Consider the following 13674-nt stretch of genomic DNA (forward strand, 5'->3'; position numbering starts at 1 on the left):
GGGTCGGGTCATGGCGGACCAGGTTCTCGGCGTCCCGGCGCCGGCCCGGACGGTTCTCGACGGCGATCGCGGCCCGCGCGCGCGCCTCGTCATCGCCGCGCTCGCGGTGCTGCTGCTGGCGGTGATGGCGTTCTCCCTGACCACCGGCGCGATCAGCCTGTCGGTCGTCGACGTCGTGGCCGGCTGGCTCGGCCTCGGGACCGAGGCTGCGGCCGGGCCGGAAGCGCTGCGCGACCGCATCATCCTCGGCGAGATCCGTTTGCCGCGCGTCGTGCTTGGCGCGCTGGTCGGCGCTTCGCTGGCGGTCTCGGGTGCGGTCATGCAGGGCCTGTTCCGCAATCCGCTCGCCGATCCGGGAATCGTCGGGGTGTCGGCAGGGGCAGCGCTCGGCGCTGCGGGCCTGATCGTGCTCGGCGGGACGGTGTTCAGTCCGCTGCTTGCCGTCGCCGGCATCTTCGCCCTGCCGCTCGCCGCCTTCCTCGGCGGTCTGGCGACGACGCTCGTGCTCTACCGGATCGGTACCCGCGGCGGCTATACGTCGATCGCCACCATGCTGCTCGCGGGCATCGCGCTCGGAGCCCTGTCGGGAGCGCTGACCGGCCTGCTGGTGTTCGTCGCCAACGACCAGCAACTGCGCGACCTGACCTTCTGGGGGCTCGGCTCGCTCGCCGGCGCGACCTGGGAGAAGGTGCTCGCCGCCGGGCCGATCATCGCCGTCGTGCTCGTCGTGGTGCCGACCATGGCGCGCGGGCTCAACGCCCTGGTGCTCGGCGAGGCGGTCGCCGGCCACCTCGGCATCCGTGTGCAGCGGCTGAAGGGGCTCGCCATCGTCGCGGTGGCCGCGGCGACCGGCGCGGGCGTCGCGGTCAGCGGCGGCATCGGCTTCGTCGGCATCGTCGTGCCGCATCTGCTGCGGCTCACCATCGGCCCGGATCACCGCTACCTGCTGCCGGCCTGCGCGCTGCTCGGGGCGAGCCTGTTGATCCTCGCCGACACGGTGGCGCGCACCATCGTGGCGCCGGCCGAACTGCCGATCGGCATCCTGACCGCCATCGCCGGGGCGCCGTTCTTCCTGTGGATCCTGCTCAAGCGCAAGGGACTGTCGATCGCATGACCCGTGATGCCGGCCTGCTCGAGACCGCGCGCCTGTCCGTGTCCATCCACGGCAAGCGCATCCTGCACGACATCGACCTGACCGCCCGCGCCGGCACGCTGACCGCCATCGTCGGCCCCAACGGCTCGGGCAAGTCGACGCTGCTCAAGGCGCTGTCGAGCGAGCTGCCGTTTGCCGGCAGCGCCCGCCTCAACGGCCGTTGCATCGCCGCCAGCCCTCCCGCCGACATGGCGCGCCGGCGTGCCGTTCTACCGCAGCAGTCGGCGATCAACTTCCCGCTGACGGTGACCGAGGTCGTGCGCCTGGGCGGCGAGATGGTCGAGCCGGCCCGCCTCCGCCAGGCGCTGGACCTCGTCGGCCTGGCAGGTTTCGGCGGACGCATGTACTATGACCTGTCGGGCGGCGAGCAGCAACGCGTCCAACTCGCCCGGGTGCTGTGCCAGATCTGGGAGCCGGTGGCCGACGGCGAGCCGCGCTGGCTGCTCCTCGATGAACCGGTGTCGAGCCTCGACATCCACCACCAGCTGCTGGTCATGCAGCTTGCGGCCGGCTACGCCAGGGCCGGCGGCGGCGTCGTCGCGGTAATGCACGACCTCAACCTGACCGCCATGTTCGCCGGCCACGTGCTGGCGATGAAGAACGGCCGCCTCGCCGCCGCCGGCACCCCGGCCGAAACCCTGACCACGCCGGTGCTGTCGCATGTGTTCAGCTGTGCGCTGACCGTCGGCGCGGCGCCGCAACGGGGGGAGCCCTTCGTGCTGCCCCATTCGGTCGACCTCGGCGCGCTCAGCTACGGCTGAGGGCAGGGGAGGTGCACCCCGGTCCCGGCAGAGGGCGGACGGGGCGGCGCCGGTCAATCGGCCGGCGCGAGCCGCACCAGCTTGCCGTCGTCCTCGTCGGTCAGCAGGTAGAGCATGCCGTCCGGCCCGCTCCTGACGTCGCGGATGCGCCAGCCGAACGCCTCCAGCAGCCGCTCCTCGCCGACGATGCGGCCGTCCTCGATCTCCAGCCGGTTGAGATGGGTCAGCGCCAACGCGCCGAGGAACAGATCGCCCCGCCAGGCGGGGAACAGGTCGCCGTCGTAGAAGGTCATGCCCGACGGCGCGATCGACGGCACCCAGACGTGGATCGGCTGCTCGGTGCCGGGCTTTTCCTGGCCTTCGCCGATCGGCAGGCCCGAATAGGCGCGCCCATGGGTGACCAGCGGCCAGCCGAAGTTGCTGCCCGCCGAAATAACGTTGACCTCGTCGCCGCCGCGCGGACCGTGCTCGTGGGCCCAGATCGCGCCCCAAGGCGTCACCGCCAGCCCCTGCGGGTTGCGGTTGCCGTAGGTGAAGATCTCGGGCAGGGCGCCCGGCCGCCCGGCGAACGGATTGTCCGGCGCCGGCGCGCCGTCGCGGGTCAGCCGCAGCACCTTACCTGAATGCCAGGCGAGGTCCTGCGCGGTGTCGTCGCGGCCGCGGTCGCCGACCGTGACGTAGAGGAGCCCGTCCGGCCCGAAGGCGAGGCGCGAGCCGAAGTGGCGCGAGGTCGAGCCGGGCGTCTTCGCCGTGAACAGCACGGCGAGATCCTCCAGCGCCGTCTCGCCGAGCCGCGCCCGCGCCAGGCGGGTGGTCGCGCCGCCCTCGACCGGCGCCGCATAGGTGAAATAGATCAGTCGGTTCGAGGAAAAGTCCGGGTCGAGCACAACGTCGAGCAGGCCGCCCTGGCCGCGGTCATAGACCTCCGGCACGCCGGCAAGCGGTGCGCCGACCGTGCCGTCGGCCTCGACGACGCGCATGCGCCCTGGCCGTTCGGTGACGAGCATGCGCCCGTCGGGCAGGAACGCCAGCGCCCAGGGGTTTTCCAGCCGGTCGGTGAGCACCTCGACGCGGAACGCCGCCTGCTGCGAGCGCACGACCTCCTGCGCCGCGCCGGGCAGGACGGACAGGCCGAGGACGGCGGCTGCGAGCGCGGCGAGCGGACGGCGGCAGAAACGGCGGACACGGAACACGGCGACACCTCCCCTAGCTGGACGATCCTTGGCTGGACGATCCCTTGGCTGGACGATCTCCGGGCCATATGGGGCGCCGGCGGGGCGCGGCAACCGGCGGGGCGGCGTTTGCCGCCCACACCATGGCGGCGCTCCGCTCCAGCGGGTCGGCGTGTTCTTGTCGCATGGCAAGGGCGCGAAACGCTGTTCAATCTGCCCACGAATTGATCTAAGCGTCCGAAAACTAGGCAGCCGGCGATTCCGGACACGAAAGCAGACAGATGAAATCGATCGACGAGAAACTGCAGCCAATCCTTGCCGAGGTGATCCGGCGCAACGCCGGCGAACCGGAGTTCCATCAGGCCGTTCACGAGGTGCTGGAGAGCCTGGGCCGCGTCGTCGCCAAGCATCCGCATTACCTCGACCTCGCGCTGATCGAGCGGATCTGCGAACCAGAACGCCAGATCATTTTCCGCATCCCGTGGACCGACGATAAGGGCCAGGTCCAGATCAACCGCGGCTTCCGGGTCCAGTTCAACTCCGCGCTTGGGCCCTACAAGGGGGGAATGCGCTTCCATCCCTCGGTGAATGTCGGGATCATCAAGTTCCTGGGCTTCGAGCAGACCTTCAAGAACGCGCTGACGGGCATGCCCATCGGCGGCGGCAAGGGCGGGTCCGACTTCGACCCCAAGGGCAGGTCCGATGCCGAGATCATGCGCTTCTGCCAGTCGCTGATGACCGAACTGCACCGTCACCTCGGCGACCAGACCGATGTGCCGGCGGGCGACATCGGCGTGGGCGGGCGCGAGATCGGCTACATGTTCGGCCAGTACAAGCGCCTGACCAACCGGTTCGAGGCCGGCGTCTTCACCGGCAAGGCGCTCGCCTACGGCGGGTCGCGCGCCCGCACCGAGGCGACCGGCTATGGCAGCACCTATTTCGTGCAGGCGATGCTGCAGACCCGCGGCACCGATTTCGAGGGCAAGAAGGTCGTCGTTTCGGGCTCGGGCAACGTGGCGATCTACACGATCGAGAAGGTCCAATCCTTCGGCGGACAGGTCATCGCCGTCTCGGACTCCAGCGGCTACGTCCTCGACGAAGCCGGCGTCGATCTGGCTCTGTTGAAGGAGGTCAAGACCGTGCGCCGCGAGCGGATATCGGAATATGCCCGGCGCCGCGGCGTCGGCGCGCATTTCATCGCTTGCGACAAGAGTTCGATCTGGGAGGTGCCGTGCGATGTCGCGATGCCGTCCGCGACGCAGAACGAGCTGTCCGGCAAGGACGCACGCGCGCTGGTCAAGAACGGCGTGATCGCGGTCGGCGAAGGCGCGAACATGCCCTCCACCCCCGAGGCGGTGAAGGTGTTCCGCGATGCTGGCGTTCTGTTCGCCCCCGGCAAGGCGGCGAATGCGGGCGGCGTGGCGACCTCGGCCCTGGAGATGCAGCAGAACGCCAGCCGCGACAGCTGGAGCTTCGAGCAGACCGAGGCGCGTCTCGCCGTCATCATGCGCAACATCCACGACACCTGCCACCAGACCGCCGAGGAATACGGCGCGCCGGGCGATTATGTCCTGGGCGCCAACATCGCCGGCTTCGTGCGCGTGGCCGAAGCGATGCGCATGCTGGGCGTCATCTGACGGCCTGGGCCGAACACGAAGGACCGGCCGACGAGATCCACGTCGTCGGCCGCATCCGCTGGGTCGCGCGGGAGATCTGAGATGATCGCGTTCCAGGAGATCGACGATGCCGATCCGGCGCTGGCGCACTCACCGCTGGTGCGCGGGGTGGAGAAGACCTTCGCCTGGATCGGCGAGCATGGCGGCATCCCCCTGACGCCGTCCAGGGCGTTCAAGCGGGTGTTCGTGCACTGGGCCGCGGCCGCGTTCGACTGGCCCGGCCACACCGAGGCGGACCTCTTCGCCGTCAATAAGGTGCTGAACGAGCCCGACTTCGCCCCGCTCATGGTTCTGCACGACCTGATGATCGCGATGAAGCTCGGCCGGCACTACAAGGGCGAGTTCCGCCTGACAAAGGCAGGCGAGGTGCTGGCGGGCCATCCCGGTCGGATCTTCGGCACGGTCGTCCCGTTCTTCCTGTTCCGGATCATCCACGCCAGCATGTCGCGGTTCGACGACGCGCCGATCCTGGGCAACTGGGACGTGTTCCTGAACGTGCTCAACGTCGAGACCGAGGACGGCGCCACCGGCGCGCACCTCCGCCGCGTGTTCTTCGGAGAACCCGAGAAGGGGCCGTTGCCGCGCTACGACGAGGTGATGGGCCAGCTCTACATCCAGGTGCTGCGTCCGCTTTGCTGGTCGGGACTTCTGCAGCAGGAGCGAGCAGCGCCCAGCTATCGGTTCGAGGACGCGGTGTTCATGAAGACCCCGCTGTGGCGGGCGGCGCTGCGGCTTGAGACCGATGGGATGATTGGTAGGGTGTCCACTTAACCTTCTTGGCTAACGAATGACATGACGGTTTCGACAGGCCGTCTGCCTTGGTTGCGGTAGCCCAGATGCGGGCGCTCTGTGTTGTAGTGGACGAGCCAGGCGTCGAGATCGGCCTGCAGGGCTTCGACGGTCTCGTAGAAAGTCTCGCGCATCTTCACCCGGAAGAACTCGTCCAGCACCGTGCCGTTGAAGCGCTCGACGAAGCCGTTGGTCTTTGGCGTCTTCACCTTCGTGCGGCGGTGCTCGATGCCATTGAGGTCGAGATAGAGCTCGTAAGGATGCCGGTCCGTCCCGCAGAACTCGCGGCCATTGTCGGTCAGCACGGCTTTCACCGGCAAATCGAGATGGCGGTAGAAGGGCAGCACGTCGTTGTGCAGTACTGCGACCGCCGCCTCGGGCTGCTTGGAGACGTGCAGGAAGCCGAAGGCGTAGCTGCCGAAGGTATCGACCACGGCGTGCAGATAGACCTTGCCGACGCCCTTGAGACTGCCCACGAAGAACGTGTCGGCCGACAGGAGCTCGCCCGGCGCGCTTGATTCCACGTGCCTTTCCCGGAAGCAGGGGTTCAGCTTCTCCAGGAAGGCGGCCTGTTCGGGCGTGATCTCGATGGCCGTCTCGGCGTTCTGTGCCTCCAGCGCCAGCCAGCGCTCGACCTTGGTGCCGAGGCCGCTTTCGTTGAGGATCTTCTGGATGGTGATCGACGACACCCGGACACCTTCCAGCGCCAGCATCGCCTCGTGCCGATTACAGCCATAGGCGGGATGCGCCAGCGCAAGCTCCTTGATCCTGTCCACCACCTCGGGCGCCGTCGTCTGCGGATGGCTCTTGTGGATCGGCGGCAGGTCCTTCAGCCCGTCGAACCCTTGCGTCTGAAACCGGCGCTTCCACTCGTAGAAGCTGGTCCGGTCCATGCCTCGCTGACGGCAGGCCTCGGCGACGTTGCCGAGTTCCCTCGCCAGCTCAAGCACGCTCAAACGCTGCTGCGCCACCTTGCTGGCGGCATCACGAGGCGAGGCCTGCCTTGCTGTTGATGATTGTCCCATGGGATCTTCCTCCTTTCCGACGATAGCACGGAAAGAAGGTTAAGTGCACAGGTAGGGCAACGCGGCACTGATCGAAACGCAACCACAAATCAATGAGAACACCCTACTTCTTGCTGCCTCCAAAAAGATCACTGGGTCCTTTCACAGACGAATCCTCAATCACCAGCTCCTTCACTTCGAAGTCTCGACCGCTCCAGCTAATGTGGAATTGGTCAAGCTTGGCTGACATTCTCCGTTTGTCGGAAGCCAGCCGGAGCGCTTGCAATGCCTTTTCACTCGGAACTCCCACTCTCACGATCTGGCCTCCTGTAGCTGTCAGGAATGCAAGTGAATAGCCCCTAGATTTCTGGACGCCTTCTTCCCTAATTTTGAGGCAAGGAGGCCATGATGGGGACCGGCAGTTTCAGTGACGATTTCAAGCGCGATGCAGTGGCGCAGATCACCGAGCGGGGTTACCCGGTTGCGGAGGTGTCGAAGCGGCTGGGTGTGAGCCAGCACTCGCTCTACGCATGGAAGAGGAAGTTCTCGAAGCCATCCGGTTCAACTGATGGCGATCAGGCGGCAGAGATCCGTCGCCTGAAGAAGGAGCTGGCGCGCGTCACCGAGGAGCGTGACATCCTAAAAAAAGCCACCGCGTATTTCGCCAGGGATGCAAAGTGAGATACGCGTTCGTTGCCGAGCATCGCCAGCAGTTCACGGTTCGGGCGATGTGTCGTTGCCTGTGCATCCAGCCCAGCGGTTTCTACGCCTGGCTGAAGACCCCCCTGAGCAGGCGAACTCGGGAAGACGCACGTCAGACCGAGCTTCTCAGCAAGGCCTGGAAGGAGAGCGGCAGGGTCTACGGCTATCGCAAGCTGCACGACGACCTTCTCGATCAGGGAGAGACCAGTTGCGCCAACCGCATCGCTCGTCTGGCAAAACTGGCCGGGATCAAGGCGCAGATCGGCTACAAGCGCCGGCCTGGCTCCTATGGCGGCAAGCCGTCGGTCGTCGTCGACAACACCCTTGCCCGGCAGTTCGATGTCGAAGCGCCGGACAGGGCGTGGGTGACTGACATCACCTACATCCGGACCCAGGAGGGCTTTGCCTATCTGGCGGTGGTGATCGATCTGTTTTCACGCCGCGTCATCGGCTGGTCACTGCAGAGCCGCCAGACCACCGATGTCGTGTTGCAGGCATTGCTGATGGCGGTGTGGCGTCGAAAGCCCAAGAGCAGGGTTCTGGTCCATTCCGATCAGGGATCGCAGTTCACCAGCATGGACTGGGCAGCGTTCCTGAAGCACCACAATCTTGAGCACTCGATGAGCCGTCGCGGCAACTGCCACGACAATGCCGTGGCGGAGAGCTTCTTCAATCTCCTCAAGCGCGAGCGGATACGGCGCAGGACCTACCGAACACGCGAGGAGGCAAGGCAGGACGTGTTCGACTACATCGAGATGTTCTACAATCCAAAGCGAAAGCACGTCAGGAACGGGATGCTGTCACCCGTCGAGTTCGAACGGCAGCACGAAATGTAACCCGAGGGTGTCCACAAAACTCGGGGCTATTCAGACCTACATTTACGAGGACGCCGAGGTGCGGAAGATCGTGAAGGCGCTGCGGGACGCGGTTTCCGAGGTGGAGGCGCGTTTCAGCAAGACACCGGGCCGCGGCGGCGGCGAGTTCAAGCTGTAAGGCGGGGGTCAGTCGTGAGCCACATCAAGCAAGTTACGCCGATCAAGATCGCGGACATCGACTTCACTGTTTCCCGCCAGATCGAGCAGTGCCCGAAGACGATGATGCTACGGGAACTGGCGATGAATGCCATTGAGGCTGCGGCGAAGGCACCCGCTGGACGGCGGATCGTGGACATCAAGGGCAAGGCGATCCCTGAATGCGGCGACACCCGCAAGCTCACGATCTGGAACACCGGCCCCGGCATGAGCAGTTCTGAGCTTGACCACATCTGCGATCTCGCAGCTTCGCTCGGTAAGGACATGGCGCTTGAAGGCAACTTCGGCATGGGCGCGAAGGTCGCTTCGCTTCCGTCCAACACGCTCGGTATGCGCTATCGCTCCTGCCGTGACGGTGTGGTCAGCCAAGTTGTTCTCGGCAAGCGCGAAGGCATCTACGGCAAGGTGTGGATTCGGGTCGAAGACTCGTTCGAGGAAGTGGTCGATGTCACCGATCAGGTCCGCGACGAGGCCGAATACCGACTGGACGAGGATTGGACCGAGGTCGTCCTGTACGGCAACCGGGCCGATCAAGACACTGTGGCCGATCCCTACGATGGCGACCCGAAGCAGGATCGCCAGTGGATCACGACCTACCTCTATCACCGCTTCTACGGCCTTCCCGAAGGCGTCGAGGTGTATATGCATGAGGGCACGCACCCCCGCGATGGACGTCGGCAGTTCAAGCCGATCCCCGAACGCGCCGACGCATTCGGTCGCGTCGAGGCCGTCGATGTCGGTGAGGGTGTCCGCATCCACTACCTGTACGATCCGGCGTATCAGGACGGCGGCCATAACAAGTCGATTTCGGGTTCCCTGACTTCATCGGTGAGCACGACTGCCATCGTGTTCCGCGATGAGATGTACGACGTCCGCAAGGGTCGGAAGTGGGCGGCCGACGCCCCGGCGTTCGGCATCCCGTTCGGCGCTCGCCATATCTCCGTCCATGTCGAACTGCCCGACAACTTCCCTGTGCGGCACGAACCGTACCGCCGCTTCGTGCAGCTTAGCGGCGGCGATCAGCGCCAAGTGGTCGTTGAAGACTTTGCCGAACTCGTGTTTCGCAATCGGCCCGAATGGCTGATCGAAATCATCAACTCGCTTGCCCCCAAGTCCTCGGCGTCCACGGACGACCTACGGAAGGAACTGCAAGACTTGCTCAACCAGCTTCGCGTCAAGACCAAGAGCCCGCGCGAGACTGAGACCGGGCTTCACCTCGTGGACGATGGCGGGGCGAGGGGCGCGCGTCCTGACCACAAGGATGGTTCCGGCGGTGATAGCGACAGGACGCCGATCAGCCCGACCGACCTGATCTTCAATCCCGGCGGCGCCAAGCGTGCCGACATCTCCAAGAACTTGGAGCAGGCCCCCGAGATCATTCCCCTGCGCGACCCCGAGCTGGTGGAAGAGAAGGGCATCACTGGGAAGGCAGCGCGCTATGTGCGGGAGACGAACCAGCTTTTCGTGAACCTCACCTATTCGGCAGTCGGTGCGGCGCAGGAAGACCTTGGCCTGCGGTATGCGACCTACGGGGAACCCGAGATCGTCCGGGAGTTGGCGCGCCAGTGGGCGGAACGTCTGGTGATGGGCCGGGTCGGTTATGCGGTCGTGTACGCACAGGCGAAGCAGCTCATCCGCGAATGGACCCCCGACGACGTGAAGAAGGCGCTTGAGCCGGAGAGCCTCAGCTTGGCTGCGGATGGCTGGCGTGACGCGGTGAGCACGGCATATCGAAGCATCAGCCGCCGCCTTGGCGCTGCGAAAGGCCCGGAGGACTCTGAGGACGCCGAAGCCGCGTTCGCATAGCGGCGGTTGGCGGAAGAGGTGGGATTCGAACCCACGGAGCGGTTGCCCGCTCGCTGGTTTTCAAGACCAGTTCCTTAAACCACTCGGACACTCTTCCATACCGATTCACGGGCTTAGCTGCTTACGATTGGCTTATGGACCGTTTTGCCCCCGAAGCCGACCTACCACTAACCCCCTGCAAAAACTCCCTATTCATGCGGCGGTAGCCTTCACCCCCGCCAGCTTTCAAGACCGCTGCCTTCAACCACTCGGCCACTCTTCCGTGCCTTCCGTTTCGGGGCTGGCGCGGCGCTTGTCAAGCGCGGGGATCGGCCTGGAGGTCGCTCCTGAGGCCGGCCCGGGGAGCGGTGCTGCATGGAGGCTGCACGCAGGCCGCATCGACGCGGCGGCGCGCGTGTCGCCATGCCGGCCCGGAACCGGAAAAGGCCGGGACACGATAGGCCGGGGCCGGACGACAGGTTCGGGGCGACGGGTATGGAGCGGCACCAAAGGCAGGGGCCGCCGGTCCGGTGTCGTGGGCAGGGGGTCGGACCGGCGGCCGGAAGGGACCGGGCGTCCCGTCCTGCGCCGCGGCGGGGCGGCCGCGGCAGGCCTTTGGTCTAGGAGAAAGGCGGCACGGCTTCTGTGACGGGCGTCACAGGACGGTCGGCACGCCGCCGGTCGCCGGACCGGGACCTGAGCGGGAAGGGAAGGGAAGGGCGGAGAAGGCCGGGGGAAGGGGCAGCGCCAAGGGACGGCAGACCGCCGGAGCGGACAAATTGCCCCGCCCGACGCACGGGCGCTCGACGCACCCTTCACGATCGGGTAAGAAATCTCCGGTTTACTGCAATCTGGTTTGTCCGTGCGGGGGCGCGGCGGGCCAGGACGGATCGTGGCGGCAGCGCTTGCCGCGCTCCGCTGCAAGGCAAGGCCGGACAGCGTCCGGCAGGCAAGACGCGTGTGCATGGGGCCGCCGAACGCGTGGTGAGTGGGACGGCAGGATGCAGGGATTGGGCGCAGGCCGAGGTTCGTCGACGACTGAAGCCGATTCGATGAGGCGCGACCGCCTCGGCGCGTTGAAGGTCGCAGCGGTGGTGCTCGCCGCCGCCGTCGCGCTGGCGGGCTGCGAATCGGCACCCAAGCCGAAGCGCTCGTCGGAATATTTCCCCGAATCGAAATACGGCGTGAAGGCCAGCCCGCGCGTGGTTGCCGACGGCAAGCCGGTGCCCAAGGGTGGCGGGCGCTATCACGTCGGCCAGAAATACAAGGTCGCCGGCCGCTGGTACCATCCCAAGGAAGATCCGAACTACGACAAGAGCGGCAACGCCTCCTGGTACGGCTCCGCCTTCCACGGTCGCAAGACCGCCAACGGCGAGATCTACGACCGCAAGGGCCTGACCGCGGCCCATCCCACGCTGCCGCTGCCGTCCTATGCGCGGGTGACCAACCTGGAGAACGGCCGCTCGATGGTCGTGCGCATCAACGACCGCGGCCCGTTCCACGGCAACCGGGTCATCGACCTGTCGGAACGCGTCGCCACCATGCTCGATACCAAGGCCGCCGGCATCGGCAAGGTCCGCGTCCAGTATGTCGGCCCGGCCCGGCTCGACGGCCAGGACGAGGCCTACCTGATGGCCTCCTACACCGGTCCGGACGCGGTCACGCCGGGCGGCACCATGCCGGGCACGATGATCGCCCAGGCGGCGCCGCCGGCGCCGCTCGACATGGCGTCAGCTCCGTCCGCCACCGGCTACGCGCCGAGCCGCGCGCCGGCGCCGCGGCCGCTCGACGCCCCGGTACTGCTTGCCGCCGCCGCGTCCGGCGCGCCGGCGGCTGCGGCCGCCGACCCGGCCTACCGGCTCGCCTACGATCCGGCGCTCGCCTTCGAGACCGGCCAGCAGACCATCGTGGTCGCCTCGCTCAATACCTTCACGCCCGCCGCTGCGCCGCAGCCCCAGGCCTCGGCACAACCGGTGTCCCTCGGCGCCGCGCCGCAGCCGCTCGGGACCCTGCCGTCGCCCGGGCCTTTGACGGGACCGTTGACAGGGCCGGCAAGCCAGCCGGGTGTCCAGCCCGCCGCCTATGCGCCGCCGGCGCCCGCCGGCGTGCTCGGCACGCTGCCGGCGGCGACCAACGGTCCGCGCAACCTCTTGATGGGCGGCGCGATTTCCTCCTATGCCGCGCACACGCGCATCGCCGCCGCGCATGACGCCTTCGGCGCCTTCGAGACCTTCGGCGACAGTTCGCTACCGCTGGCGCTGCTTGCCGGCCCGCAGTCCGCAGGCCGCTGACGTCGTCGCTGACGGTCGTCGCCCCCTTGCGCCGGCCCGGGCCCGGGCTATTCTCCGTGCCATGCGGCAGGCAGGCGCGAGTCCGGGGCAGGGCATGACCGAAACGAACCAGGTAAGGGGACGAGGCCGTCTTGCGGGCGCCCTGCTGGTCCTTGCGCTTGTCGTCCTGCCGGCCTTCGCCGCGGCCGCCGACGTGCTGGAAACGCGCGCGCGCTCGGCCTTCCTGATCGACCATTCCAGCCGCACGGTGCTCTACGCCAAGGCGCCGGACGAGGCCTTCGCGCCCGGCTCGCTCGCCAAGGTGATGACCGCCGCGGTGGTGTTCGACGCGCTGAAATCGGGCGAGGTGTTCGAGGAGACGCTGTTCAAGGTCAGCGAGCACGCCTGGCGCACCGGCGGCGCGCCGTCGCGCACCTCGACTATGTTCGCCGCCGTCCGGTCGGAAATTCCGGTCGCCGACCTGCTGCGCGGCCTGCTCGTGCACAACGCCAACGACGCGGCGATCGTGCTGGCCGAGGGCCTTGCCGGCAGCGAGACGGCGTTCGCGCAGCGTATGACCGCGCTCGCGACCCGGATCGGCATGATCTCCAGCCGCTTCGCCAATCCGACCGGCTTCGAGGATCCGGGCAACCGCACCACGGCGCGCGACATGGCGCGGCTGGCGGCCTACATCCTCGACACCCACCGCACCCGATACGAGCTCTTTTCGCTGCCCGAATTCACCTGGAACAGGATCTTCCAGCGCAACAAGAACCCGCTCCTCGGCGAGATCCGTGGCCTCGACGGCCTCGGCGCCGGCCTGTCCCAGGCCGATGGCTATTCCGGCCTCGCCTCGGTCGAGCGCGACGGCCGGCGCGTCATCGCCGTGATCGCCGGCCTCGACACCGACAAGATGCGCCTTGCGGCCCTGCGCGACCTCGTCGAGGGCGCCTGGGAGGCGTTCCAGGTGCAGATCCTGTTCGGACGGGGCGAGCCGGTAGCCAGCGCGCGCGTCTACGGCGGCGAGACCGGCTCCGTGCCTCTTGTGGCGAAGGACCCGATCGCGGTACTGCTGCCCGTCGGCGGCAACCGCGACTACCGCCTGCGGGCGGTCTATTCGGGGCCGTTCGTCGCGCCAGTGGTCGCCGGCGCGCCGGCCGGCGAGTTGCGCGTGCTGGCCGCCGACAACAGCGTGGTCTACAGCGCACCGCTGGTCACCGGCGCCGAGGTCGCGCGCGGCACCTTGTCGCGCCGCTCGCTCGACGGTGTGGTGGAGCTGCTGTTCGGCTGGTTCTGAGCGCCGCGCGGCGCGGGTTTGCAGGAGGTCCCGG

General features: G+C 67.3%; 10 protein-coding genes and 1 tRNA gene. 8 read left to right on the plus strand and 3 right to left on the minus strand.

All coding sequences use genetic code 11. The features are described 5' to 3' along the window. The first annotated feature begins 10 nt into the window (after positions 1-10). Together SL003B_RS11470 and SL003B_RS11475 are read left to right on the plus strand one after the other, a co-directional pair. Complete coding sequence (locus tag SL003B_RS11470; protein WP_013653012.1) at positions 11-1114, plus strand: FecCD family ABC transporter permease; 1104 nt, start codon at positions 11-13, stop codon at positions 1112-1114. Then, on the plus strand, positions 1111-1914 hold the full coding sequence (locus SL003B_RS11475; protein WP_013653013.1) for a heme ABC transporter ATP-binding protein: 804 nt from the start codon (positions 1111-1113) through the stop codon (positions 1912-1914). Before SL003B_RS11470 ends, SL003B_RS11475 begins: the two co-directional genes overlap by 4 nt. A gap of 53 nt (positions 1915-1967) precedes the next feature. On the opposite strand, the gene SL003B_RS11480 is transcribed toward SL003B_RS11475, so the two are convergent. Then, the gene (locus SL003B_RS11480; RefSeq protein ID WP_013653014.1) at positions 1968-3107 is read right to left on the minus strand and encodes a PQQ-dependent sugar dehydrogenase; all 1140 of its coding nucleotides are present in this window, start codon (positions 3105-3107) and stop codon (positions 1968-1970) included. 260 nt (positions 3108-3367) lie between these two features. On the opposite strand from SL003B_RS11480, the gene gdhA reads away from it, so the two are divergent. Further along, positions 3368-4723: an NADP-specific glutamate dehydrogenase gene (gene gdhA, locus SL003B_RS11485; RefSeq protein WP_013653015.1), complete on the plus strand. Its 1356-nt coding sequence runs from the start codon at positions 3368-3370 to the stop codon at positions 4721-4723. A gap of 81 nt (positions 4724-4804) precedes the next feature. Continuing rightward, on the plus strand, positions 4805-5533 hold the full coding sequence (locus tag SL003B_RS11490; protein ID WP_013653016.1) for a hypothetical protein: 729 nt from the start codon (positions 4805-4807) through the stop codon (positions 5531-5533). On the opposite strand, the gene SL003B_RS11495 is transcribed toward SL003B_RS11490, so the two are convergent. Beyond that, a complete protein-coding gene (locus SL003B_RS11495; RefSeq protein WP_013651429.1) occupies positions 5530-6576 on the minus strand; it encodes an IS481 family transposase in 1047 nt (348 codons plus the stop codon). The genes SL003B_RS11490 and SL003B_RS11495 overlap by 4 nt on opposite strands. Positions 6577-6963: 387 nt before the next feature. On the opposite strand from SL003B_RS11495, the gene SL003B_RS11505 reads away from it, so the two are divergent. After that, a protein-coding gene (locus tag SL003B_RS11505; protein ID WP_085997570.1) for an IS3 family transposase occupies positions 6964-8093 on the plus strand; the annotation gives its coding sequence in 2 pieces (ribosomal slippage) (positions 6964-7207 and positions 7207-8093; 1131 coding nt in all). Between the two features lie 171 nt (positions 8094-8264). After that, entirely contained in the window at positions 8265-10094 is a 1830-nt protein-coding gene (locus SL003B_RS11510; RefSeq protein ID WP_013653017.1) for a hypothetical protein, read from the plus strand. 7 nt (positions 10095-10101) lie between these two features. Here SL003B_RS11510 and SL003B_RS11515 read toward each other — a convergent pair. Then, positions 10102-10191, minus strand: a tRNA-Ser gene (locus SL003B_RS11515). Positions 10192-11125: 934 nt separating this feature from the next. Between SL003B_RS11515 and SL003B_RS23980 the strand changes: the two genes are divergently transcribed. Both SL003B_RS23980 and SL003B_RS11525 read left to right on the plus strand, forming a co-directional pair. Further along, a complete protein-coding gene (locus tag SL003B_RS23980) occupies positions 11126-12364 on the plus strand; it encodes a septal ring lytic transglycosylase RlpA family protein (RefSeq protein ID WP_013653018.1) in 1239 nt (412 codons plus the stop codon). 94 nt (positions 12365-12458) lie between these two features. Further along, positions 12459-13640, plus strand: a complete 1182-nt coding sequence (locus SL003B_RS11525; protein ID WP_013653019.1) for a D-alanyl-D-alanine carboxypeptidase family protein — start codon at positions 12459-12461, stop codon at positions 13638-13640. Positions 13641-13674 lie beyond the last annotated feature (34 nt).

This window comes from Polymorphum gilvum SL003B-26A1, assembly GCF_000192745.1.
Taxonomy (GTDB): Bacteria; Pseudomonadota; Alphaproteobacteria; order Rhizobiales; family Stappiaceae; genus Polymorphum; species Polymorphum gilvum.